The organism is Nocardioides jejuensis, assembly GCF_004337475.1.
Taxonomy (GTDB): domain Bacteria; phylum Actinomycetota; class Actinomycetes; order Propionibacteriales; family Nocardioidaceae; genus Nocardioides; species Nocardioides jejuensis.
In genome coordinates this window covers 17,772-40,258 of sequence record NZ_SJZJ01000015.1, presented here as the reverse complement: position 1 = coordinate 40,258, position 22,487 = coordinate 17,772, and the positions used below count along the sequence as shown (strand labels likewise).

Below are 22,487 nucleotides of genomic sequence, written 5' to 3'. Positions count from 1 at the left end.
CGCAGCGTATGCTGTAGACCAGTCAGTCTACTTCTGGAGGCATCATGGCGACCACGCCCGTCACCGTCACCGCCCGGCGGCAGCTCACCGCGACCCCGGCCGCCCTCTTCGCGACGCTCGTCGACCCGGTCCGGATGGCCGCGGTCAAGGGCATCACCAAGGTCACCGTGCTCAAGGAAGGCACCGACGGCCCGCAGAGCGTCGGCACCCAGCGCCGCGTCGGCCTGCCGGGAGGTGCGTACCTCGTCGAGGAGTTCGCCGACCTCGACGCCCCCACTCGCTTCGACTACAAGCTGCTCGCCGCCAGCACGCCGCTCGACCACCGCTTCGGGCGGATCGAGTTCGTACGCCGCGGCGCCGTCACCGAGGCGACCTGGACCTCGACGTACGTCGTGCCCGTCCCGCTCGTCGGCGCGGCCCTCACGCAGGCCTCGCGACCGCTGATCAAGGCTGCGTTCCACACTGCACTCGGAGCGATCGACGCGGCGGCACTGAAGGCCACGGCATGACCAGCCTCGCCGAGATGACCGGCCTCGAGCAGCTGCGGCTCTTCGCCGGTATCGACACGTCCACGATCCCCAACATCGGCGGTCTGCTCGGCATGAAGATCGAGCTGATCGACGAGGGGCGGGTCTCCTTCGCCCTCACCACGCGCCCCGACTTCGCCAACCCGATGGGCAACGTCCACGGCGGCATCTGCGCCACCCTGCTCGACTCCGTCATGGGCTGCGCGGTCCACACGACCCTCGGGCCCGGCGAGAGCTACGCGACGCTCGAGCTGAAGGTCAACTACACGGGCAACGTCACCACCGACGGACAGCGGCTCACCGCCACCGGCGAGATCATCCACGTCGGCGGACGTGTCGCGACCGCCGAGGGGCGGGTCGTCGACGAGCGCGGTCGTCTGGTCGCCCACGGCACGACGACCTGCATCGTCAACCGCTGACGTCGCGGCCGGAGCGTGCCACGATCGGCTCCATGACCTACGCATCCCAGTCCGCCTGGCGCACCATCCAGCAGCAGCTGCCGCCGGCGTACCGACTGACGCCGGAGACCGAGCCGACCGAGGAGTGGTGGGAGCACGAGGGTCACCGGATCCACCTCGACACCTACCGCAACGCGGACGCGCCGGTGAAGGTCCTGCTCTTCCACGGCGTCGGCACCAACGGCCGGCAGATGACCACGATCCTCGGTCACCCGCTCGCCGAGCGTGGCTACGAGACCATCGCGATCGACATGCCGACGTACGGCATCACCGAGGTCGCGCCGGGCGCGCTGGTCACCTACGACGACTGGGTGCGCATCGGCTCGGCCCTGATCGAGAAGGAGCGCGACGGACGTCCGATCGTCCTCTACGGCCTGTCGGCCGGCGGCATGGAGACCTTCCACGTCGCCTCCCTCAACGCCCAGCGGGGAGGCGGCGTCGCGGGCATCGTCGGCATGACCTTCCTCGACCAGTCCTCCGCGCAGGTACGCCGCGAGACGGCGTTCGACCCGATCACCGGCATGCTGGGCGCGACGCTGATGAAGCTGCTCGCGATGACTCCCCTGCGCCGCCTGCGCGTGCCGATGCGCTGGGTCAGCAAGATGCGCACGCTGGTCAACAACCGCGCGGCGAAGAAGGCCTGTTACGCCGACAAGACGTCGGCGGGCAACAACGTCTCGATCGCGTTCCTCGACTCCTACCTCAACTACACCGCGCCGCTGACTCCCGCCGCGTTCGACCTCTGCCCCGTGCTGCTCACCCAGCCGGCAGCTGACCGCTGGACGCCACTGCACCTGTCGACGCCGTTCCTCGAGCAGGTCACGAAGGTGTCCGTCAAGACGGTCCTGCTCGACAACGCCGGCCACTACCCGCTCGAGCAGCCGGGCCTGGACCAGATGGTCGACGCGATCGACGCGTTCTGCACCCGCGTCGGCCAGGAGTGACCACGCCCCGTACATGAACGTTTGCCAAAACTCCCCGCGCCGCGTTGTCCACAGCCGAACCCGTGCCTAGGTTCGCAACGACAACCCGTACATCAAAGGAGATGCACCACATGGCTGAAGACTGGGCTGCAGACGTCAAGAAGTACGCCGCCGACGCGGACGACGCCGTCATCGCGACGCTGCTCAAGAACTACCGGCTCGTGATGAACGACCGCGACTCGGCGTACGTCGCCCTGTCGGACGCCACCGAGCGCGCCACGGTGAAGACCAACTTCCTGAAGAAGAAGCTCGGCCTGACCGACGGCGACGACGTCCTCGACGCCGCGCTCGACGAGGTCGCCCTGGCGATGAAGGCGGACCGCACCAAGAGCCGCATCACCGTCTACTACCTGCTGGCGGACAAGTTCGGGAAGCTCGACCTCTTCCGCTGACGTGCATCACAGGGCCCGCTTCCACCGTCCGGTGGAGGCGGGCCCTGTCGCATTCCGCCAGCCCGCGCACGCGAGGATGTCCCGGTGACCACCCCGGAACGCCGCACCCTGCCCGACGTACTCCCGGGCGAGGATCGGGCCTTCAACCCGGCCCCCGGCGGTGCGCCGCTCTTCGTCGACCTGGTCCCCGCCTCGTGCTGGTTCACCAACGTCCGCTCCAACATCGCGCCCGCCGACTGGGACCGCGTGCGGCGCATGGTCTACGGCCGCGCGGGCAACCGCTGCGAGGCGTGCGGCGAGCCCGCCCGGCCGCGGCAGAAGATCTGGCTCGAGGCCCACGAGCGCTGGGCGTACGACGAGGCGCCGACCGACGAACCGTTCGCCAGCTTCGGCATGCCGGTGCAGCGCCTGCGGCGACTGGTCTGCCTCTGCACCCGCTGCCACGAGACCACCCACCTCGGCCTCGCGGGACTCCGCGGCCATCACGAGCGGGCGTTCGACCATCTGTGCGCCGTCAACGGCTGGACGAGGTCCGAGGGCCGCGCCCACGTGGCCGAGGCCAACGCGCTCTTCGAGGAACGGTCCCGCACCGAGTGGCTGCTCGACCTGAACATCCTGCTGCTCGCGGGCATCCAGGTGCTGCCGCCCCGGTAACCTTCCGGGCATGACGGGCGGCGCACAGGCATCAGAGACCCCACGGCCCTCGCTCGTGCCCGGCGGCATCGGGCAGCACCCGAGCTGCCTGCTCGTCCGCCTCGGCCAGGTCGCCTACCGGCTGCAGGAGCAGGCGATCGACCCCCTCGGCGTCCGGGTCCGCCACTTCAGCGTGCTGCAGATGCTCGTCGACCTCGGCGCGACCGGGCAGGTCGACCTCGGCCGCCAGCTCCGCATCGACCCGGCGACGATGGCCGCGGCGCTCGACCACCTCGAGTCCCTGGACGCAGTGGTGCGTGAGCGCGATCCCGCCGACCGCCGCCGCTACGTCGTCGCCCTGACCGCTGAGGGCCGCCGTCTGCACGAGCGCATCGTGACGGCGTTCGCCCGCGTGGACCGGATGATCGACGACGAGCTCGGCGACCGGGCAACGGACCTGCTCGACTCGCTGCGCACCATTGCCGGGAGCCAGCCGCTCATCGAGGCGTTCGACGGCGAGACCGCATAATCGTTCGTGGAGCAAATGATATCTTCCCCGCATGATCGTTGCGCGGCAGTACGACACGCTCTTCCACGACCTGCTCTCCCCCGCTGACGTCCTCGACGCCCGGGCCAAGGCCCGCGAGATCGCCGACCGGATCGTGGCGCCCGCCGCCGCACAGATCGCGAACGGCGACGAGCAGGTCGACGGGTTCCCCCGCGCCGTCTTCGACGCACTCGCCGCGGAGGGCCTGTTCGGCGTGGGCTTCGGCGCCGAGGTCGGCGGCCACGGCCTGGAGCACCCGGCCACCGCGACCGCCGCGACAATCGAGGAGCTCGCCTACCACTCCAGCAGCATCGGCGCGGTCTTCGACGTCCACTGCATCCTGTCGGGCAACGCCCTCAACCAGGGCACGGACGAGCAGAAGCAGCGCTGGCTCACCAAGATCGTCACGGGCGAGATCGTCGGCGCCTTCGCCACCACCGAGCCCGACGCCTCCACCGACCTCTCCATCGAGGCGCTCAAGACGGAGGCCGTCCCGACCGCCGGCGGTTGGGTGCTCAACGGCCACAAGCGCTGGATCTCCAACTCCCCTGTCGCCGGCGAGATCGTCGTCCTGGCCAAGACCGGCGAGCGCATGTCGATGTTCATCGTCGACACCACCCTGCCCGGCGTCACCGTCGGCACGCCCGACCGGAAGATGGGCAACCGTGGCCAGCTGACCGCCGACGTCCACTTCAAGGACGTGCACGTCTCCAGTGAGGAGCTGCTCGGCGGCGTGGAGGGCAACGGCCTGCGTCAGGCGCTGCAGACCCTCACCTTCGGCCGCATCGGCATTGCGGCAGCCGGCGTCGGCATGGCCCAGCGCGCGTTCGACCTGATCGTCGAGCAGGTCTCCACCCGCAAGGCCTTCGGCAAGCCGGTCGGCGCCAACCAGCACTGGCAGTTCCTCCTTGCTGACCGGGCCACCGAGATCGAGAACGCCCGCAACCTCTACCTCAAGGCCGCCCTGCGTCTCGACGCCGGCAACCCGTTCCCCGAGCCGGAGGCCGCGATGGCCAAGCTCTACGGCACCCGTCTCTCGGTCGACATCGCCCGCGACGCCGTGCAGGCGTACGGCGGCTTCGGCTTCGCCCGCGAGCTCGCCGCCGACGGCACGCCCGGCCCGGTCGAGGCGCTCTACCGCGACTCCAAGATCGGCGAGATCTACGAGGGCACCAACGAGATCCAGAAGTGGGTCATCGCGCGCCAGATCCTCGGGCGCGACATCACCGGCTGACCCGCGCCGGCTCCCGGCCCTTGCCCCGCGGCGGACACGGGGCGAGGGTGGAGTCATGACCATCTCGAAGATCGCCGTTGCCATGTTCAGCGTCGCGGACCAGGACGCAGCCGTCGCCTTCTACACCGGCACGCTCGGCTGGGAGGTCCGCTTGGACGTCTCCTTCGGGGAGGGCGCCGACGCCGGCCGCTGGGTCGAGGTCGGCCCGGCCGGCTCCGACGCGCGCCTGGCCCTCAACCCTCCGATGAACGGCGAACCGGGCGGTGGCGCGATCGGCGTCGAGACCCCGGACGTCGACGCCACCCTCGAGGCCCTGCGCGCAGCGGGTGCACAGGTCGGCGAGCCGATGGGCGGCGAGGGACCGGTGCCGAAGATGTTCTCCGTCACCGACCCCGACGGCAACTGGATCTGGGTCGTCCAGGCGAGCTGACGCGGCCCGCCCCCGACGTCACTCGTCGGGCTTCTCGGGGAGATCGCGCCTGGCCCGGTGCTCGAGGCGCTGAACCTCGTCATGGATCGGGTGGTCCCGGTCGCGCCACGGCCAGCCGGCAACGAGCTCGACCAGCCAGATCCCGGCCACGACGAGGACCACCACGGAGCCGACCATGGCCACCGCCATCCACGCCCATCCCTGGTCCGCGTAGTCGTGCCACATCATCGCCCGCTCCTTCCGCCTGCACACCCCGGGTGCTCACCTCAACGGTCCCTCGCCCACCCTCGCGGGACCAGTGAACGAGGTCCCGCGAGGTCAGGACCTGGGACCCGTGCGCCCGCCTTCCCGTGCGCGCACGCTGGAGGCATGGACACCGAACTGCACTACCGGGAGTGCCGTGACCTCCTCGGCGCGACCACCGTCGGCCGTTGTGCGATCAGTACGCCTCAAGGACCCGTGATCGTGCCGGTCAACCACACGGTCGTCGACGATGCGCTGATCCTGCGGACCTCGCCGTACAGCCAGCTCGGGACGTACGGGTGGAGCGCACGCGTGGCGTACGAGGTCGATTCCTACGACGAGGCAACGCGCTCCGGCTGGAGCGTGGTCGCCCTCGGCACCTGCGAACGGATCGACAACGTCGCGGAGGCGACGTTCCTCAGGACCTTCCACGACCCGGACCCGTGGGCCCAGGGGGCCAGGACGCTCTTCCTCCGTCTGCGCTGGGACCAGCTGACCGGTCGGCGGATCGGAATGACCCGGATGGATACCCGTTCGGCGGGCTGATTTCCCTGTGTGCCCCGAGGTGCTCCTGAGACCATGAGAGGCGTGGAGAGGGACGACGAGGGACTGAGCAGCGACGCGCGCGTGCTCCTCGAGGCGGTGGCAGCGATGAGCTCCGACCTCGATCTGGACAAGGTGCTGCGGCGGATCGTCGAGTCCGCCTGCCAGCTCACCGGCGCTCGTTACGGCGCACTGGGCGTGATCAGCGACCACGACGACCTCGCCGCCTTCATCACCCACGGCGTCGACGACGACGAACGCGCCCGCATCGGCGACCCTCCTCACGGACGGGGCATCCTCGGCCTGCTCATCCGGCACCCGGGACCGCTCCGGCTCCCCCACCTGCAGGACCACGTGGCGTCGTACGGATTCCCGAAGAACCACCCGCCGATGACCAGCTTCCTCGGCGTACCCGTCCTGATCCGCGGCGTCGCCTTCGGCAACTTGTACCTGACGGAGAAGGCCGGAGGCGCCGCCTTCACCGACCAGGACCAGGCGCTCGTCGAGGCGCTGGCCAGCGCTGCCGGCGTGGTCGTGCAGAACGCCCGTGCCTACGCGCTCTCGGAGCGCCAGCGCGTCTGGCTCGAGGCGACCGCTCGTCTCGAGCAGGCCTTGCGCCCGAGCGCCACGATGAAGGAGGCCCTGGACCTCGTCGCTGTCGCGGCGCGCGTTGTCTCCCGCTCTCCGCTCGTCGCGGTGCTGTCGACCGACGAGGCCGGCGCGCCGACCATCGTGAGCACCGAGGGCCGCGACGCCGGCTCCGCCCCAGCCGTCGTGGAGACGTCCGACGTGGCGGTTCGGGAAGCCTTCGCGGGCGGCCGCCCCGATCCTGTCGCGCTCGCCGACGAGCAACTCGCGGTCGCCGTGCCGGTGCGCGCGGAGCTCTTCGGAGCGACGGTCCTGGTGGTCGTCCTCGACCCCCGGCAGGAGCGCGGGATGCTGCGGGCCGACCTCGACATGCTCGCGTCGTTCGGTGAGCAGGCAGGTCTCGCGCTCGACCGCGCGCGAGCCCTTGCGGACCGTGCCGAGCTCGCGATCGTGTCGGATCGCGACCGGATCGCGCGCGATCTCCACGACCTGGTCATCCAGCGGCTCTTCGCCACCGGCCTCCAGCTGCAGGGCGTCCGCGGACAGGTGGTGTCCCCCGTCGTGGCTGACCGGATCGACAGCACCGTCGCCGACCTGGACACCACCATCCGTGACATCCGGAGCACGATCTTCGCCCTCCAGCGGCCGGGCGCCCAGTCGTTGCGCGCACAGGTCACTGCCCTGGCCCTTGAGTACGAAGGTGTGCTCGGCTTCGCCCCTGTGGTCCGGACCGCCGGCCCGGTCGACACCGCCGTCTCCGCCGTGATCGCCGAGCACCTCGTTGCGGCCCTGCGTGAGGCCCTCTCCAACGCCGCGCGCCACGCGTCGGCCGGTGCCGTCTCGATCGCCCTCACGAGTGATACCGACGAGGTCAGCCTCACCGTGACCGACGACGGCTCCGGCATCGCCCCGGGCGGCCGCGAGAGCGGCCTGCACAACCTCCGGCAGCGAGCGACCCACCTGGGCGGCTCGCTCGAGGTGACCCGCGCCGAGCCGACCGGCACACGCCTGCTCTTCCGTGTGCCCGTCCGCTGACCGCCGTCAGTGCAGCAGCCGTGAGGCCAGCACCGCCGCCTGCGTACGCCGCTCGAGGCCGAGCTTGGCGAGCAGGTTCGACACGTAGTTCTTGACCGTCTTCTCGGCGAGGAAGAGACGCTCGCCGATCTGCCGGTTGGTGAGACCCTCGGCGATCAGCTCGAAGATCTCGCGCTCGCGGGCGGTCAGGACCTCCAGCTCGGCTGGCCCCGTCGACGCGCCCGAGCGCACGCGCTCGAGCACCCGCGCGGTCAGCGACGGGTCGATCAGCGACTGGCCCTCGGCGACGCGGCGCACCGCGTCGACGAGGTCGGTGCCGGTGATCTGCTTGAGGACGTAGCCCGAGGCTCCGGCCATGATCGCGGCGAACAGCGCCTCGTCGTCGTCGTACGAGGTGAGGATGAGGGCCCGGATCGAGGCGTCGACGGACCGCACGTCACGGCACACGTCCACGCCGCTGCCGTCCGGCAGCCGGCCGTCGAGCACGGCGACGTCGGGGTGCAGCGCGGGGATCATTGCGGTGGCCTGGACGGCCGAGCCGCTCTCCCCGACGACCTCGATGTCGCCGGCCGACTCCAGAAGGTCGCGCAGGCCGCGGCGGACGACCTCGTGGTCGTCGAGCAGGAACACACGGATCGTCATGGCACCGTTCTACCGGAAGCTGGGGATGCATTCATCGCAGTTGCGGTCACGGGAGCAACCGGCGCCCGGAGATCGAGTCACCGGCGAGGCGCACCCAGACGTCACGCTCGCCCGCGGCCCAGGGCCGGGGCCACTCCGACCGGTGCTCCGGAAGGTCCTCCGGGCTGATCCGGCGCACCTCCCCGCGGACGAGGACGCTCCATCCGGCCTGCCGGAACTCGTCGAAGCCGTCGACCTCGTACGCGGCCCGGCCATCCGCGAGCGCCAGCGCCAGCTGCGACCCCTCCCGCAGCCGGAAGTACACGTCCTCGCCGTCGGCTCGCCCATTGACCGGGACGACCAACGGCCCGTCCGGGTCGTTGACCGCGATCCGGCCCACCCGGCTCAGCTCAAGGAGCCGCAGGCACTCCGGGCGCTCGAGGTCGACGATCTCGCCCTGGAACAGCTTCTCGGCCTCATCGATCAGTCGCATGGCTGACTTCCTTCCTCCTCGACCGGTGCGTGGATGATCGCGACCGGACAATGCGAGCGGTGCAGAACGGCGTTCGCGACAGAGCCGAGCAGGAGCCGCGACGAGCCTGTCGTGCCCCGGCTGCCGACCACCACCAGGCTGGCGTTCTCGGAGGCCCGGGCGATCTCGTGCGCCGCGGAACCCTCAGCGATCCGCACCTGGGCGACGAGGTCGGGATGACCGGCAAGCGCCGCCTCCACCGTGGCCCGGACCTGGGCGTCGTGGGCCTCGAGGTCCCGCAGCAGCTCGACCGGCGCCGGTCCCTCCCAGTACACGTACCCCGGCAGGTGCTGCGGGACGTAGAGCGCATCGACGGGGAGTCGGCGAGCCGCTCCCTCTGCCAACGCGAACTCCAGTGCCGCCATGCTGCCGGGCGAGCCGTCGACGCCGACTACGACCGGCCCTACGGCGACACCGCCTGCCCGGACCACCAGTAGCGGGCAGGCGGCGTGCCGGGCGAGCTGCTGGCTCACCGAGCCGAGCAGGCGGCCAAAGAGAGGACCGTGCCCGCCCGCGCCCACCACCACGATGGAGGCGGTGCGACTGGCGGCGATCAGCACGTCTGTCGGCGTTCCCTCGACCAGCTCGGGGACGAGCTCCGGCCGGCCGAGCTCGGCGAGAACCTTCTGCGCCTTTGCGCTCCATTCCTCACCGAGTCCTCGCGTCCATTCGTCCGCCCAGACCGAGAGCTTGCCGATGTCACCGAGCGCGATCACCACGCGCAGCGGACACTGCGTGCGCTCCGCGCGCTCATGCCCTCGCTGGAGCGCGAGGTGCGCCTCCGGGCTGGCATCCCAGCCGACCACCACGGGACCCATCGCGTCGTTCATGACCTGAGCGTGCGCCTCGACCACAGCGGGCCGACAGGGCCGCGCGGCCCACGCTCGACGGACCTAGGTCACGCATGGCGAAGGCCCGGACCGCCGAGCGGTCCGGGCCTTCGCGATGGTGCGATCAGAACCAGGCGTCCTGCATCTCGTACGACGTGAGGTCACCCGCCGCGACGAGGTCCAGCATCGGCGTGATCTTCGGCAGCTCGGTGGCGAAGAAGTAGCGGCCGGCCTGGCGCTTGCCGTTGTAGAAGTCGCCCTCCGTGGTGCCGGCGACCACCAGCTGCTCGAGCCAGATCCACGCGACGACGAGGTGACCGGCGGCCTCGAGGTAGACCGAGGCGTTGGCCATGATCTTCTCCGGGTCGCCGAGCGCGACGAGACCGAAGGTGACCTCGCCGATCCGGTCGAGCTGCGCCTTGAGCTGGTCGGCGTACGCCGAGGGCTCGCCGCCGAGCTCGCGGGCAGCGGCGATCGTCTTCTCCATGCGGCCGGCGAGCGCCATCAGGCCGGCGCCGCCGTCCATCAGGATCTTGCGGCCGAGCAGGTCGAGCGCCTGGATGCCGTGCGTGCCCTCGTGGATCGGGTTGAGGCGCTGGTCGCGCCAGTGCTGCTCCACGTCGTAGTCGCGGGTGTAGCCCGCACCACCGAGCACCTGGATGGCCAGCGAGGTCGACTCCTGACCCCACTGCGACGGCCACGACTTCACGATCGGCGTGAGGACCCCGAGCACCTTCGAGGCCTCGGCACGGGCCTCCTCGGTCTCCGCAGTCCGCTCGTCGTCGAGCAGGCTGGCGCAGAGGAGGGCCAGCGCCATGGCGCCCTCGACGTACGACTTCTGCGCGAGCAGCATCCGGCGCACGTCGGTGTGCTCGATGATCTCGACCTGCGGTGTGGCCTGGTCGGTCGTCGTCAGCGCGCGGCCCTGCGGGCGACTGCGGGCGTAGTCGAGCGACTTCAGGTACGCCGCCGACGCGGTGCCCGTCGCGGCCGTGCCGACCGCGAGGCGGGCGGCGTTCATCATGTGGAACATGTACTTCAGGCCCTTGTGGGGCTCACCCACGAGGAAGCCGATCGCGCCCGACTCGCCGCCCGGCTGGAAGGCGCCGTCGCCGAAGACCGGGGCGGTGTTGACCGTGCCGCGCGAGCCGAGCTTGTGGTTGATGCTCGAGAGCACCACGTCGTTGCGCTCACCGAGCGAGCCGTCTTCGTTGACCAGGAACTTCGGGACGACGAAGAGCGAGATGCCCTTCGTGCCCTCGGGCGCGTCCGGCAGCTTGGCCAGGACGAGGTGGACGATGTTCTCCGCGATCTCGTGGTCTCCACCGGAGATCCACATCTTCGATCCGAAGACCCGGTAGGTGCCGTCGGCCTGCGGGATCGCGCGGGACGTGACGTCGCCGAGCGAGGTGCCGGCGTGGGGCTCCGACATCGCCATCGTGCCGAAGAAGCGACCCTCGAACATCGGCCGCGCGTAGCGCTGCTTGATCTCGTCGCTCGCGTGAGCGACCAGGAGCGAGGCGTTCGCAACCGTCAGGAACGAGTAGCAGGCGGTGCCGATGTTGGCCGCGGTGAACCACGTCGAAGCAGCCGTGCCGACGGTCGCCGGCAGCTGCATGCCGCCGAACTCCTCGTCCGCCTGCAGCGAGAAGCCGTCCATCTCGGCGAAGCGCTTGAGCGCGTCGCCGATCTCCGGGATCAGGTGGACGGTGGTGCCGTCGAACGTCGGCTCCTGCTCGTCGCTCTTGCGGAAGTGCGTCGCGAAGTGGTCGGTCGCGAGCTGCGCGGAGAGCTCCAGCAGCGCGTCGTACGACTCGCGGGAGTGCTCAGCGAAGCGCTCGCGCGAGGAGAGCCGCTCGACGTCGAGCCATTCGTACAGCAGGAACTCGATGTTGCGGGCGGAGACCAGGTTCGAGGCCACGGGGGTCCTTCCAGGAGGGGGAATCGCAAGAATGCTACGTGCTTGGAGGAATGTCAGGCGAGACGGCCCAGGACGGCCTGGGACTCGATCAGGCCTTCGTCACTGGGCGCGAGGCCCTCGCCGAAGACCCGCGCCTGCTGCCGGGCACGGAGGTCGTGGTGCGCCTCGCTGGGCCGGACGTAGCCCCACTGGTGGCGCGCCTCCTCGGGCGTCAGGACGACGGGGTTGTCCGGCGTGAGCCCGCGCCAGTGCGGCTCGACGATCGGCAGCGTCTTCGGCGCGATCTGCGCAAGAAGGAAGCGCTGGAGCGGGAGGCTACGGTGGGCGGTCCGCATGAGGAACCGCACCATGAGCGTCACCCAGGCGTCCGTGAAACGGCTCTGCCGGACGTTGGCGAGCTCGCGCATGTGGTGCGGCAACGAGGCGATCGTGCTCTTGCGGATGAGGACGTTGGCGACCGGGCGGACGAGCCGCAGCACACCCTTCCTGTCGGCGAGCACGGCATTCACGCCATTGAGCAGCTGGTTGATCATCTGGTGCGTCGACAGGCTCGAGGCGAGCCGTGGCTTCCACTCGGCAAAGTACGCACGCACCTCGTCGCGGCTGCGAGGCACTGCTGCCGGGTCACAGGTCTGGAGCTCGGCCGCGATCGCGCACTCCGCCCAGTACTGACGCTCCTCGTCCTCGGTCAGCTTGCCCGGGCCGAACATCTCGTACGCCTTGAGCACCGAGTGCCAGCCGGTGACCAGGATCCAGAGCTGCGAGTCCGGGTCGTTGGCGTCATAGCGGTTGCCGCTGACCGGCTCGATGCCGATCGCCTTGGAGTGGATCTTCACCAGGACGTCGGCCATCTTCGTGACGGTCTGACTGTCGGCGAACGCCACCGCAGCGAAGTACTGGACGGTGCGGGCGTAGCGGGTGTCGAGCCGGTTGTAGTTCGCGCCGGTCTGGTGCACGGCTGCAACAAGATTGGGGTCGAACTCCTCCACCACGACAGCCCGGACGATGCCCGTGAGCGGCGTCGTCGGGTAGCCCCAGACCTTGCGGGTGACGGAATCCGGCGCGAAGAAGCCGTAGTCGCGGTGCGGGGCGACGGGGCGCGATGCCATGGCGAAGACCTTTCGTGGCGCCTCCCGACGGGAGGGTGTTGGTGTGACATTAAGTCACACATGAAGCATGTTCCTTCAAGTGTGAAGCAAATCTCTTCGTTTCCGGATCCGTGTCAGGATCACGCCATGTCGACCGCCACACCCCGCACCCGCGCCGCCCACCTCGGGCCGGAACGACGGCGCCCGGCCGTCCTCGACGCGGCCCTGGAGATCGCGGTGGACGGCGGCATGGCAGCGGTCACGATCGGCACCGTCGCCAGCCACCTCGGCGTCACCCGCCCGGTCGTCTACGCCTGCTACGCCGACCGCGTCGAGCTGGTCAGCGCGCTGATCGACCGCGAGGCGACCCTGCTGCGCGAGTCGCTGCTGACCGCGCTGCACTCCTCCGGCGGGCAGGACGATCCCGAGGCCGCTTTCGTCACCGGCTTCCGCTCGCTGCTCGCCGCCGCCGAGAAGCAGCCCTCCACCTGGCGGCTGCTGGTCAGCGGCGAGCCGGACCCGGCACTGTCCGCCCGCTTCCAGGCGGCGCGCGCCGAGATCCTCGAGCACGCGACGCACTGGATCCGCTCGGCCGTCGACCGGTGGTGGCAGATCGACGACCTCGACCGGAAGATGCCCGTGCTGATGGAGCTCTTCATGGCCTCCTGCGAGGCAGCGATCCGCTCGCTCCTCGACGAGGACAACCCCTGGACGACCGACGACCTGGGAGCCCTGGTCGGCAGCGCGGCGTGCCGGATGTTCAGCGGCGCCTGACCCCTGCGCAGCCCTATGCTGCGGATCATCCCCCGTGTCGATCCCGCAGGAGCAACGCATGGCCACCTTCGACTACGACGTCCTCGTCATCGGCTCGGGCTTCGGCGGCTCCGTGACCGCCCTCCGGCTGACCGAGAAGGGCTACCGGGTCGGCGTACTCGAGTCGGGACGGCGGTGGGCTGCCGACGACATCCCGAAGACCAACTGGAACCTGCGCAAGTCGATCTGGATGCCGCGCCTGGGCATGACCGGTCCGCAGCGGATCAGCATGCTCGGCAAGTGCATGGTCTTCAGCGGCGCGGGCGTCGGTGGCGGCTCGCTGATCTACGGCAACACGCTCTACAAGCCCTTGCCGGACTTCTACAAGGACCAGGCGTGGGCACACATCACGGACTGGGCCGACGAGCTGGCGCCGTACTACGACCAGGCCGAGCGGATGCTCGGCGTGGAGGAGAACCCGCGCACCGGTCCGGCGGATGACCTGCTGCTGGAGATCGCCCGCGACCGCGGCGTGGCCGACACCTTCCACCGCACGCGCGTCGGTGTCTTCTTCAACGAGGGCGCCGAGGGCGAGGAGGTCCCCGACCCGTACTTCGGCGGTGCTGGGCCCGCCCGCCGGGGCTGCATCCACTGCTCGGAGTGCATGACCGGCTGCCGCCACAACGCCAAGAACACCACCGTCACCAACTACCTCTACCTGGCCGAGCAGGCCGGCGCCGAGGTGCACGCGCTGACCACCGTCACGTCGGTCCGCCCGCGCGCAGGCGGCGGCTACGAGGTCGACACCGAACGCGCCAACGGCAAGCTGCGCAAGGGGCGCCGCACGCTCACCGCCGAGCAGGTGGTCTTCTCGGCCGCCGCGCTCGGCACCCAGAAGCTGCTGCACAAGCTCAAGGACGACGGCTCGCTCCCCCAGCTCTCCGACCGCCTCGGCGAGCTGACCCGCTCCAACTCCGAGGCGATCCTCTGCGTCACCAGCAAGAGCCGCGACGACTTCGCCCAGGGCGTCGCGATCACCTCCTCGATCCACCCCGAGTCGCAGACGCACATCGAGACCGTCACCTACGGCTCCGGTCAGAACGCGATGTACGCGCAGGCCGTCCCGATGATCGACGGCGGACCGTTCCGCTTCCTGCGCTTCCTCGCCTTCCTGCTGCTCCACCCGCTGCAGTCACTGCGCGCGTTCGACCTCCGCAAGGCCGCCGACCGCACCGTCGTTCTCCTCGTGATGCAGTCGCTCGACAACTCCCTGACGTCGTACCTCCGGGGCGGGCGACTGCGCACGAAGCAAGGCACGGGCGAGCCGAACCCCGACTGGATCCCCGTCGCCCACGACATCGCCCGCGAGTACGCCAAGAAGGCCGACGGTGTCACGAGTGCGGTCATGACCGACCTCTTCAACATCCCGGCGACTGCGCACTACATCGGCGGCGCGACCATCGGTGACTCCCCCGCGACCGGAGTCATCGACCCCTGGCAGCGGATCTACGGCCACCCCGGCCTGCACGTTGCCGACGGCTCCGCGATCACCGCCAACCTGGGCGTGAACCCGTCGCTCACGATCACTGCGCAGGCCGAGCGGGCCATGGCGTTCTGGCCCAACAAGGGCGAGGCGGACCCGCGGCCGTCGCTGGGGTCGGCGTACGCGCGGGTGGCGCCGGTCGCTCCGCTGTCGCCCGCGGTGCCGGCTGGGGCTCCGGCCGAGCTGCGGCTGCCAGCGGTCGGCTGACGCTGGCGCCGCGCCCACTCTGCAACCACGTCGGCGCACTCTGCGGACGTCACTACCTCCGCAGAGTGCGCCAACATGGTTGTCCAGTCCCGAGCGGGGCCGCGCGCCCCGCTCAGAACGTCGGTCGCTCCCCCTCAGCCTCGAGCAGGCCCCGGTAGAGCTCGACGTTGCGGAGCTTGACCGACTCGTAGCCACGGACCACGTCGGGCAACGCCGCCAGCCGGACCGCCCGCTCGTAGCCGTCGGCACTCAGACCGCCAGCCAGGCCGGCCACCAGGGATCGGTAGTGGTCACGCATGGCCCGCTCCGTGCGGCGTACGTGCGCCCGACCGAAGGGGTCGAACGCCGTGCCACGCAGCACCTTGAGCGTGGCGAGCAGCCGCAGCAGCCAGTGCCACCGCGGACCGAACGCCATCTTGCGCTCCTTCAGGAACCACGCGAACGCCGGCGGCCGCAGGTTGAAGGTCACCTGCGCACCACCCGGCACCTGCTCCGCGACGGCGGCGCGGGCCTCGGGTGAGGTCAGCATGCGCGCCACCTCGTACTCGTCCTTGTAGGCGGTCAGCTGGAAGAGGTGACGCGCCACCGCGTCGGACAGCCGCGTGTCCTCGGTGACCGCCCGCTCGGCCGTCCAGACGGAGTCGACGAGCGACACGTAGTCGGCAGCGAGAGCGGCCGACTGGAAGTCGACGAGCCGCGCCGCACGATCCACGACGAGCGAGCGGACCTCACCGGTCACGGCCGCCTCGCGCAGCCCGGGAACGTCGACTGCCCGCACCCGCTCCCCCGGCTTGGCGGTCGCCGCAGCAAAGGCCTGCGGGTCGGAGACCGCGACCCGGCCCCAGCGGAAGGCGGCGACGTTGGCCTTCACCGCCACACCGTTGATGCCGATCGCCTCCTCGATCGCGGACGCCGGGATCGGGAGCGCGCCGCTCTGGAAGGCGGCACCGACGAGCAGGAAGTTCGCCGCCGCGTTGCTGCCGAAGAGCACCTCCGCCGCCTTGATCGCATCGAACGACCACACCGCCGCGGCCACGCCGTCAACGCGCTCGAGGAGACCCGACTCCCCCGGGTGCTCCAGTGTCTTGTCGTAGACCATCGGCCCCGTGGGCGTCCGGCTTGTCGAGACGACGGCGAGCGTGCGCGACGCGTCGGCGTACTGCAGGTTGCGGCCCTCGGCGAGGGTCAGCAGGTCGAAGCCGAGCACCGCATCGGCCTCACCGGGCGTGACGCGGTTCGACGGCTCCAGCGTGCCGGGGCCGAACCGCAGGTGACCGGTGACCGGCCCGGCCTTCTGACTCATCCCGACCTGGTCGAGCGACTCGACACCGAGGCCGGCACGCAGCGCGGCGGTCGCGAGGACCTGGTTGACCGTGACGATGCCGGTGCCGCCGATGCCGGCCATGAAGACGCTCCATGTGCGGTCCAGCGGCGCTGCCACCGGGTCGGTGACCGACGGCGGCTCGGGAGCCCTCCTCCGGGCCACCTTCGCCGTCGGGTCCGTCTCCACCGTCACGAACGACGGGCACTCGCCCTGCACGCAGGTGTAGTCGGTGTTGCACCCGGTCTGGTCGATGCGCGTCTTGCGCCCCAGCTCCGTCTCGACGGGCTGGACCGAGAGGCAGTTGCTCTTCACGCCGCAGTCGCCGCAGCCCTCGCAGACCGCCTCGTTGATGACCACGCGCTTCGTCCGGGGAGCGAGCGTGCCCCGCTTGCGCTGGCGACGGGCATCGGCAGCGCAGTGCTGGTCGTAGACGAGGACCGTCGTGCCCTTGATCTCGCGCAAGACCTTCTGCGCCTCGTCGAGCCGGTCGCGGTGCCACAGCTCCACGCCCTTGGCCAGGTCACGGCGGCGGTAGCGCTGCGGCTCGTCGGCGCAGATGATCACCTTGGCGACGCCCTCGTTGACCAGGTTGTGCGTCAGCTTCGCGATGGCGAAGCGGCCCTGCGGGTCCTGCGCGCCGGTCATCGCGACCACGTCGTTGTGCAGCAGCTTGTAGGTGATGTCGACGCCCGCCGCGACACACGCCTGCACAGCCAGCTGGGCGGAGTGGAAGAACGTGCCGTCGCCGACGTTCTGGAACATGTGCTCGGCCTTGGCGTACGGCGCCTGACCGATCCACTGCGCACCTTCGCCACCCATCTGGGTCACGCCCAGGACCGCACTGTCCGAGCGCTGCGAGATCGTCACCAGCGTGTGGCAGCCGATACCGCCGCCACCGACCGAACCCTCCGGCAGCGCCGTCGAGCGGTTGTGCGGACACCCGCTGCAGAAGTACGGCGTCCGGCTGGTGCTCAGCAGCGGCAGGTCGATCCGGGTTGGCGGCTCGGGCGCCAGCGGCATCCGGTCGCGCAGGACCCGTCGCAGCGGAGTGAGCAGTCGACCGGCGGTGAGCTCGCCGTCGTACGGGACGAGGGGCACACCCTTCTCGTCGTTCTTGCCGAGGATGCGCGGGGCATCGGGGCGGCCGTAGAGCAGCTCACGGATGCCCTGCTCGAGGAACGGGGTCTTGTCCTCGACGACCAGCACCTCGTCGAGCCCGTCCACGAAGGTGTCGATGATGGTCGGCTCGATCGGCCACATCATGCCCATCCGGAGCACGCGGATGCCGGCCTGCTCGAGTGCCTCGTCGGAGGCCCCGAGGTCGGCGAGCGCCTGGCGCAGCGAGTCGTGGCAGCTGCCGGCGGCGACGATGCCGAGCCTGGCCCCGGGGGCAGGGAGCTCGATCCGGTTGAGGTGGTTCGCGGCTGCGTACGCCTTCACGGCTGCCATCCGCGGGCCGTAGAGCTTCGCCTCCGCGCCGACGATCCGGTCGGGGTAGAGCTCGATCTTCGTCGGCTCGTAGGTCCAGGGGCTGCCCTGCCACGCGATCGGCGCAGGAGCCGGATCGATCGTCGACGTGCTGCCGTCGACCACCCACGCACCGTCGGCAACGTCGGCGACCACCTTGAGCGCGACGACACAGCCGGTGGCACGCGACATCGCGATGCCGTGCAGCCCGAGCTCGACGATCTCGGCTGCGTTGCGCGGAAACAGCACGGGTACGCCGAGGGTGGCCAGCGTCCGCTCGCTCACGGCCGGGACCGTCGACGACTTCGCCGCCGGATCGTCGCCCACGAGCATGAGGACACCGCCCTGCGGGTGGCCGCCGTACATGTTCAGGTGACGGATCGCGTCGCAGGCGCGGTCAACGCCCGGGCCCTTGCCGAACCAGACGCCGGTGACCCCGTCGTAGCGGTCGGTGTCGAGCGTGGCCGCGGACTGCGTGCCCCAGACGGCCGTCGCCGCGAGCTCCTCGTTGAGGCCGGGCACCACGGTGATGTCGTTGTCGGCCACCTCCTGCGGCATCTTGAGCAGCAGCTGGTCGAGCCCGCCGAGCGGGCTGCCCGGATAGCCGGAGATGAAGAGGCCGGTGCGAAGACCGCGACGACGATCGAGGGCGCGCTGCTCGACGAGCATCCGGGCGATCGCCTGGACGCCGGTCAGCAGGACAGGACCGGCGCCGGCACGGTAGCGGTCAGCGAGGTCGTAGCCCTCGAAGACGGTGCCCGGCTCGAAGACCGCGGTCACCGACCCAGCTCCGAGCGACGGGCGGCGAGGCGGGCCTCGACGATCGCGTCAGCGGCGGCGGACGTCGTGATGCCGAGGTCGTCGGCGGTGCGCAGGATCTCCTCCGTGGTGTGGCCGATCGCCGCGATCTTTGCCTCCACCTCCTCGTGCGACTGGCCGTAGAGCTCGCCACCGACCTGCACGACACCGCCGGCGTTGGCGACGTAGTCGGGGACCCACAGGATTCCGCGCGCGTGCATCAGGTCGGCGACGTCGTGCGTGAGGAGCTGGTTGTTGGCGGCTCCGCAGACCACCGGCGCGCGCAGCGCAGCGACGCTGGACGGCGTCAGCGTCGCGCCGAGGGCGCACGGTGCGTAGACGTCGACGGCGGCATCGATGACCGATGGCACGACCTCGACGTGGGCCAGGTTCGCGGCGAGCGCCGCGGTGGCCGCGGCGTACGGGTCGGAGACGAGGATCCGCTCCACCCCGGCGGCGGCGAGCAGGCTGACCAGGCGGGAGCCGACCTTGCCGACTCCCTCGACGCCGACCGTGCGACCCGACAGCCCGGACGGACCGAAGCGCCGCTCGGCGGCCGCCCGCATCGCGCAGAACACGCCGTACGCCGTGGAGTAGCCGCTGTCGCCCGACCCGCCCTTGTTCTTGCCGACGACCCACCGGGTCGACTCAGCCACGATGTCGAGGTCGTCCGCCGTCGAGCCGATGTCGGCCGCGGTCACGTAGCGACCGCCGAGGCTGTCGACGAAGCGGCCGTATGCCAGCAGCAGCTCACGCGTCTTGATCACCGACGGGTCGCCGATGATCACCGCCTTGCCACCGCCGAGGTCCATGCCCGCAGCAGCGGACTTCGCCGTCATGCCCTGCGAGAGGCGCAGGACGTCGGTGAGCGCATCGGCCTCGGAGGCGTAGGCCTTGATCCGGGTGCCGCCGAGCGCGGGACCGAGCGTGGTGTCGTGGAGGGCGATGATCGCGCGGAGGCCGGTGGCGCGGTCGTGACAGAAGACGACCTGCTCGTGGGCGGCGGTGGCGAGCTCGTCGGTGCGGTCGAAGACCAGACCTGCGGGACGACTCGGCGCGCTCGTGGCGACGGGTGCAACGGCTGTGGACACGGATGGCTCCTCAGGTGGGCCGGGCGGCGCGAGTGGTCCGACCGGAGTGGGGCGGGCGGCCCGGGTGGGACCGCCCCGTGGTGTGCACCACCGCATGGGTGACGGAGGTGTGATCCACATCATGCACCGCAAACGCGTCCGATCCCAGTCGCCGCGGCGCGCGTCGTCGTACGCCGGGGGCTAGCGTGGGGCGACCCGGTGGACAGGCAGCGCGAAGGAGCAGTACGTGATCGGTCATGTCGTGATGTGGAGCCTCAAGGACCCGGCTGACGCGCCGGCGTTCAAGGCGGCACTGGACCGCTGCGGCGACCTCGTCCCGGGCACCCTGGAGTTCCAGGTCGGCATCCGCGCCGACGGTCTGGAGGCGTCCGCCGACGTCGTCCTGGTCTCCCGCTTCGCCGACGAAGCCGCGCTGGCCGCATACCAGGAGCACCCCGTGCACCGCGAGGTCGCCGCGCAGCTCGGCGCCCTCCGCTCCGAGCGCCACGTCCTCGACTACACCTACGACGCCTGATCGCTGCCGATGACGACGGTCTGGTTCGCGGCGGCTCTGGTGGTGGTCGCCGCGGCGACCGCCGCCGTCGCGCGGGCGTTCCGGATCTCGATCGGCTGGCAGCCGGTGGTCGCGCTGGCCCGGGCCGCCCTCCAGCTCACGATCATCGCGCTGCTGCTCAAGGGCGTGCTGTCCGCGCCGGCAACGGCTGCGGCGTTCATCGCCCTGATGCTGCTGACGGCCTCTGCCGTCGCCGGTGGCCGGATCCGCACCATCCCGCACGGTCGGCGCCATGCCGCGATCTCCGTCGTGGCCGGCGCTGCCATCGCGCTGACGCTCGCTCTCGGGATGCGGCTGGTGCCGTTCGACGCACGCCACGTCATCGCCCTGAGCAGCATCGTCATCGGCAACGCGATGAGCGCCTCGACCCTGGCCGGCCGCCGCTTTGCCCACGACGCCGCCGTACGCCGGGGCGAGGTCGAGGGCTGGCTGGCACTGGGGGCCACACCCCGCCGGGCGTACGACGACATCCTGCGCACCGCCGTCGCCGAGTCGCTCCTGCCCAACCTCGACCAGACCCGGGCCACGGGGCTGGTCACGCTGCCCGGCGCGTTCGTCGGAGCCCTGTTCGCCGGTGCTCCACCGGCCGAGGCAGCGCGCTTCCAGCTGGTGGTCCTGGCGTCGATCGGCCTCGCCATGCTCGTCACGGCGCTCGCCGTCACCCTGCAGGCGTCACGCAGCCGCTACGTCTTCGTCGAGTGACCTGAACCCGTCACCCGAACGCGTCGACGACCGCCTGGCCCCGGAACACCCGGAAGTCCGTCGACCCGTCGTCGAACGCTCCCGTCGGCACGGCACCACACGCGATGAGCATGTTGCCCTCGCGACGCCCCTTCATGGTGGCCGGCTCGACCGCGACCATCAGGCCGCCCAGGTCACGCGCCGCCGCGATGAACGGCCGGATCCGCGGGTACGGCGGCCGGTCGACGATGTTGGCCACGAACACGCCGCGCGGAGTCAGGACCTCGCGCACCTGGCGGATCCACGGAGCCGACGTCAGCGCCTCGGGCACGACGCCACCGTCGAACGCATCGAGCACGACCAGATCCTGTGACGCCGGCCGGATCTGTGCGATCCCGGTCTGCCCGTCGACCACCCGGACCTCGATCCCGGACCGTGGGGGCAGCGGCATCTCGTCGGCCACGCGAGCGAGCACGGCCTCGTTGGGCTCGAGCACGATCTGGGGCGACCGCGGGCGTGTGGCCGCGACGTACCGTGGCAGGGTCATGGCGGCACCGCCGACGTGGAGCACGCGCAGCGGACCCTCCGGCATCGCGTCGATCAGGTCGCCGATGCGACGGACGTAGTCGAAGACCAGCCGCGTGGGGTCCTGCGGATCGACCGCGGACTGCTGCAGCCCGTCCAGCTCGAGGACGAACAGGTCGGACATCAGCGCATGCGGCGGCGGATCGCCCACGCGCCCAGGCCCACAGCCGCGGCGGCCGCCGCAATCGCGCCCGGACGGTTCTGCCAGCGCGTGTACTCGTCCGACACCTGGGGCCAGGCCCGGCCGATCGCCGTGGCGGCGTCTTCCGGCGTGGCCTCGAGGTCGGCGACGGAGACCGGCTCACCGAAGGTCAGCGTGACCTTGCGGGGCAGCGGCCACCGACGCTTCTCGGTGCCGGTGATCGTGGCCGGCACCAGCGGCGCACCGGCTTCAATCGCCAGCCGCGCTGCTCCGCGCTTGGGCGCACCGAGGTCGTCGCCACGCACACGGGTGCCCTCGGGGAAGAGCGCGAGCGCGTCACCCCGAGCGAGGATCGCGCGAGCGGTCTCGAGCGCGTCAGCGTCCGACTCGCCGCGCCGCACCGGGAAGTAGCCGAGCGCGAGGAAGTACTTCGCCCAGCGGCCCTCGGCGTACTCCGCCTTGCCCATGAAGTGCACCGGGCGTCGCAGGACGAGAGCCACGAAGAACGGGTCCCAGAAGCTCTTGTGGTTGGGCACGATCACGATCGGGCCCTTCTTCGGGACGTTCTCCTTGCCTCGCACGGTGAAGCCGCACAGCAAGCGGAAGACGAGTCCGACCACCGTCTTGACGACGAAGTAGAAGGGTCCGCTCACCCCCTCTTCGCGGGCGATGCGGTGGGCTTCGGCGTTCGTCATCGGCATGCGCCGATCATGGACCACCGGGAGCCGCACGTCAGGC

At 70.7% G+C, this 22,487-nt stretch carries 24 protein-coding genes; 14 read left to right on the top strand and 10 right to left on the bottom strand.

Annotation, left to right across the window (positions count from 1 at the left end):
* Positions 1-44 precede the first annotated feature (44 nt).
* The 8 genes from EPD65_RS09890 to EPD65_RS09855 all read left to right on the top strand — a co-directional run bounded on the left by EPD65_RS09890 (position 45) and on the right by EPD65_RS09855 (position 5,204).
* Positions 45-509: an SRPBCC family protein gene (locus EPD65_RS09890; RefSeq protein ID WP_131583640.1), complete on the top strand. Its 465-nt coding sequence runs from the start codon at positions 45-47 to the stop codon at positions 507-509.
* Positions 506-946 carry a PaaI family thioesterase gene (locus EPD65_RS09885; RefSeq protein WP_131583638.1) on the top strand — a complete coding sequence of 147 codons (441 nt, stop codon included), beginning with the start codon at positions 506-508 and terminating at the stop codon, positions 944-946. The genes EPD65_RS09890 and EPD65_RS09885 overlap by 4 nt, the downstream gene beginning before the upstream one ends.
* Positions 947-978: 32 nt before the next feature.
* Positions 979-1,929 carry an alpha/beta hydrolase gene (locus EPD65_RS09880; RefSeq protein ID WP_131583636.1) on the top strand — a complete coding sequence of 317 codons (951 nt, stop codon included), beginning with the start codon at positions 979-981 and terminating at the stop codon, positions 1,927-1,929.
* Positions 1,930-2,039: 110 nt separating this feature from the next.
* Positions 2,040-2,360 (top strand): DUF2853 family protein, encoded by a 321-nt coding sequence (locus EPD65_RS09875; RefSeq protein ID WP_131583634.1) that lies wholly within the window; start codon positions 2,040-2,042, stop codon positions 2,358-2,360.
* 84 nt (positions 2,361-2,444) lie between these two features.
* A complete protein-coding gene (locus EPD65_RS09870) occupies positions 2,445-3,014 on the top strand; it encodes a DNA primase (RefSeq protein ID WP_131583632.1) in 570 nt (189 codons plus the stop codon).
* A 10-nt stretch (positions 3,015-3,024) separates the two neighbouring features.
* Positions 3,025-3,522, top strand: a complete 498-nt coding sequence (locus tag EPD65_RS09865) for a MarR family winged helix-turn-helix transcriptional regulator (protein WP_131583630.1) — start codon at positions 3,025-3,027, stop codon at positions 3,520-3,522.
* A gap of 31 nt (positions 3,523-3,553) precedes the next feature.
* Positions 3,554-4,774 carry an acyl-CoA dehydrogenase family protein gene (locus EPD65_RS09860; RefSeq protein ID WP_131583628.1) on the top strand — a complete coding sequence of 407 codons (1,221 nt, stop codon included), beginning with the start codon at positions 3,554-3,556 and terminating at the stop codon, positions 4,772-4,774.
* 55 nt (positions 4,775-4,829) lie between these two features.
* Positions 4,830-5,204: a VOC family protein gene (locus EPD65_RS09855; RefSeq protein WP_131583626.1), complete on the top strand. Its 375-nt coding sequence runs from the start codon at positions 4,830-4,832 to the stop codon at positions 5,202-5,204.
* A gap of 18 nt (positions 5,205-5,222) precedes the next feature.
* On the opposite strand, the gene EPD65_RS16285 is transcribed toward EPD65_RS09855, so the two are convergent.
* Positions 5,223-5,432, bottom strand: a complete 210-nt coding sequence (locus EPD65_RS16285) for a hypothetical protein (RefSeq protein ID WP_165872961.1) — start codon at positions 5,430-5,432, stop codon at positions 5,223-5,225.
* A gap of 141 nt (positions 5,433-5,573) precedes the next feature.
* Here EPD65_RS16285 and EPD65_RS16280 point away from each other — a divergent pair, with 141 nt between their 5' ends.
* Positions 5,574-5,993, top strand: coding sequence for a pyridoxamine 5'-phosphate oxidase family protein (locus EPD65_RS16280; RefSeq protein WP_165872960.1), 420 nt, complete (start codon positions 5,574-5,576; stop codon positions 5,991-5,993).
* Between the two features lie 42 nt (positions 5,994-6,035).
* A complete protein-coding gene (locus EPD65_RS09845) occupies positions 6,036-7,613 on the top strand; it encodes a GAF domain-containing sensor histidine kinase (RefSeq protein WP_165872959.1) in 1,578 nt (525 codons plus the stop codon).
* A gap of 6 nt (positions 7,614-7,619) precedes the next feature.
* Here the strand turns inward: EPD65_RS09845 and EPD65_RS09840 are convergent, their stop codons facing one another.
* The 5 genes from EPD65_RS09840 to EPD65_RS09820 form a co-directional block, all read right to left on the bottom strand.
* Complete coding sequence (locus EPD65_RS09840; protein WP_131583620.1) at positions 7,620-8,255, bottom strand: response regulator; 636 nt, start codon at positions 8,253-8,255, stop codon at positions 7,620-7,622.
* A gap of 46 nt (positions 8,256-8,301) precedes the next feature.
* Positions 8,302-8,727, bottom strand: a complete 426-nt coding sequence (locus tag EPD65_RS09835; protein ID WP_131583618.1) for a pyridoxamine 5'-phosphate oxidase family protein — start codon at positions 8,725-8,727, stop codon at positions 8,302-8,304.
* Positions 8,718-9,596 (bottom strand): universal stress protein, encoded by an 879-nt coding sequence (locus EPD65_RS09830; RefSeq protein ID WP_131583616.1) that lies wholly within the window; start codon positions 9,594-9,596, stop codon positions 8,718-8,720. The genes EPD65_RS09835 and EPD65_RS09830 overlap by 10 nt, the downstream gene beginning before the upstream one ends.
* 124 nt (positions 9,597-9,720) lie before the next feature.
* Positions 9,721-11,517 carry an acyl-CoA dehydrogenase gene (locus tag EPD65_RS09825; protein ID WP_131583614.1) on the bottom strand — a complete coding sequence of 599 codons (1,797 nt, stop codon included), beginning with the start codon at positions 11,515-11,517 and terminating at the stop codon, positions 9,721-9,723.
* A gap of 53 nt (positions 11,518-11,570) precedes the next feature.
* Positions 11,571-12,626, bottom strand: a complete 1,056-nt coding sequence (locus EPD65_RS09820) for an oxygenase MpaB family protein (RefSeq protein ID WP_131583612.1) — start codon at positions 12,624-12,626, stop codon at positions 11,571-11,573.
* A gap of 126 nt (positions 12,627-12,752) precedes the next feature.
* Between EPD65_RS09820 and EPD65_RS09815 the strand changes: the two genes are divergently transcribed.
* Complete coding sequence (locus EPD65_RS09815; protein ID WP_131583610.1) at positions 12,753-13,379, top strand: TetR/AcrR family transcriptional regulator; 627 nt, start codon at positions 12,753-12,755, stop codon at positions 13,377-13,379.
* Between the two features lie 58 nt (positions 13,380-13,437).
* The gene (locus tag EPD65_RS09810) at positions 13,438-15,108 is read left to right on the top strand and encodes a GMC family oxidoreductase N-terminal domain-containing protein (protein ID WP_131583608.1); all 1,671 of its coding nucleotides are present in this window, start codon (positions 13,438-13,440) and stop codon (positions 15,106-15,108) included.
* Between the two features lie 112 nt (positions 15,109-15,220).
* On the opposite strand, the gene EPD65_RS09805 is transcribed toward EPD65_RS09810, so the two are convergent.
* The gene (locus EPD65_RS09805; protein ID WP_131583606.1) at positions 15,221-18,679 is read right to left on the bottom strand and encodes an indolepyruvate ferredoxin oxidoreductase family protein; all 3,459 of its coding nucleotides are present in this window, start codon (positions 18,677-18,679) and stop codon (positions 15,221-15,223) included.
* Positions 18,676-19,788 carry a Glu/Leu/Phe/Val dehydrogenase dimerization domain-containing protein gene (locus EPD65_RS09800; RefSeq protein WP_243640536.1) on the bottom strand — a complete coding sequence of 371 codons (1,113 nt, stop codon included), beginning with the start codon at positions 19,786-19,788 and terminating at the stop codon, positions 18,676-18,678. The genes EPD65_RS09805 and EPD65_RS09800 overlap by 4 nt, the downstream gene beginning before the upstream one ends.
* Positions 19,789-20,014: 226 nt before the next feature.
* Between EPD65_RS09800 and EPD65_RS09795 the strand changes: the two genes are divergently transcribed.
* Positions 20,015-20,302: a Dabb family protein gene (locus EPD65_RS09795; protein ID WP_131583602.1), complete on the top strand. Its 288-nt coding sequence runs from the start codon at positions 20,015-20,017 to the stop codon at positions 20,300-20,302.
* Positions 20,303-20,311: 9 nt separating this feature from the next.
* The gene (locus EPD65_RS09790) at positions 20,312-21,043 is read left to right on the top strand and encodes an ABC transporter permease (protein ID WP_131583600.1); all 732 of its coding nucleotides are present in this window, start codon (positions 20,312-20,314) and stop codon (positions 21,041-21,043) included.
* Between the two features lie 10 nt (positions 21,044-21,053).
* Here the strand turns inward: EPD65_RS09790 and EPD65_RS09785 are convergent, their stop codons facing one another.
* Together EPD65_RS09785 and EPD65_RS09780 are read right to left on the bottom strand one after the other, a co-directional pair.
* Complete coding sequence (locus tag EPD65_RS09785; RefSeq protein WP_243640535.1) at positions 21,054-21,731, bottom strand: spermidine synthase; 678 nt, start codon at positions 21,729-21,731, stop codon at positions 21,054-21,056.
* Positions 21,731-22,450 (bottom strand): lysophospholipid acyltransferase family protein, encoded by a 720-nt coding sequence (locus tag EPD65_RS09780; protein WP_165872958.1) that lies wholly within the window; start codon positions 22,448-22,450, stop codon positions 21,731-21,733. The genes EPD65_RS09785 and EPD65_RS09780 overlap by 1 nt, the downstream gene beginning before the upstream one ends.
* Positions 22,451-22,487 lie beyond the last annotated feature (37 nt).

Excerpts from the sequence above, each read along its gene's own strand:
- EPD65_RS09890 (WP_131583640.1), top strand. The coding sequence starts at position 45 with ATGGCGACCACGCCCGTCACCGTCACCGCCCGGCGGCAGCTCACCGCG.
- EPD65_RS09885 (WP_131583638.1), top strand. The coding sequence starts at position 506 with ATGACCAGCCTCGCCGAGATGACCGGCCTCGAGCAGCTGCGGCTCTTC.
- EPD65_RS09880 (WP_131583636.1), top strand. The coding sequence starts at position 979 with ATGACCTACGCATCCCAGTCCGCCTGGCGCACCATCCAGCAGCAGCTG.
- EPD65_RS09875 (WP_131583634.1), top strand. The coding sequence starts at position 2,040 with ATGGCTGAAGACTGGGCTGCAGACGTCAAGAAGTACGCCGCCGACGCG.
- EPD65_RS09865 (WP_131583630.1), top strand. The coding sequence starts at position 3,025 with ATGACGGGCGGCGCACAGGCATCAGAGACCCCACGGCCCTCGCTCGTG.
- EPD65_RS09860 (WP_131583628.1), top strand. The coding sequence starts at position 3,554 with ATGATCGTTGCGCGGCAGTACGACACGCTCTTCCACGACCTGCTCTCC.
- EPD65_RS09855 (WP_131583626.1), top strand. The coding sequence starts at position 4,830 with ATGACCATCTCGAAGATCGCCGTTGCCATGTTCAGCGTCGCGGACCAG.
- EPD65_RS16285 (WP_165872961.1), bottom strand. The coding sequence starts at position 5,432 with ATGATGTGGCACGACTACGCGGACCAGGGATGGGCGTGGATGGCGGTG.
- EPD65_RS16280 (WP_165872960.1), top strand. The coding sequence starts at position 5,574 with ATGGACACCGAACTGCACTACCGGGAGTGCCGTGACCTCCTCGGCGCG.
- EPD65_RS09840 (WP_131583620.1), bottom strand. The coding sequence starts at position 8,255 with ATGACGATCCGTGTGTTCCTGCTCGACGACCACGAGGTCGTCCGCCGC.
- EPD65_RS09835 (WP_131583618.1), bottom strand. The coding sequence starts at position 8,727 with ATGCGACTGATCGATGAGGCCGAGAAGCTGTTCCAGGGCGAGATCGTC.
- EPD65_RS09830 (WP_131583616.1), bottom strand. The coding sequence starts at position 9,596 with ATGAACGACGCGATGGGTCCCGTGGTGGTCGGCTGGGATGCCAGCCCG.
- EPD65_RS09820 (WP_131583612.1), bottom strand. The coding sequence starts at position 12,626 with ATGGCATCGCGCCCCGTCGCCCCGCACCGCGACTACGGCTTCTTCGCG.
- EPD65_RS09815 (WP_131583610.1), top strand. The coding sequence starts at position 12,753 with ATGTCGACCGCCACACCCCGCACCCGCGCCGCCCACCTCGGGCCGGAA.
- EPD65_RS09810 (WP_131583608.1), top strand. The coding sequence starts at position 13,438 with ATGGCCACCTTCGACTACGACGTCCTCGTCATCGGCTCGGGCTTCGGC.
- EPD65_RS09790 (WP_131583600.1), top strand. The coding sequence starts at position 20,312 with ATGACGACGGTCTGGTTCGCGGCGGCTCTGGTGGTGGTCGCCGCGGCG.
- EPD65_RS09785 (WP_243640535.1), bottom strand. The coding sequence starts at position 21,731 with ATGTCCGACCTGTTCGTCCTCGAGCTGGACGGGCTGCAGCAGTCCGCG.
- EPD65_RS09780 (WP_165872958.1), bottom strand. The coding sequence starts at position 22,450 with ATGCCGATGACGAACGCCGAAGCCCACCGCATCGCCCGCGAAGAGGGG.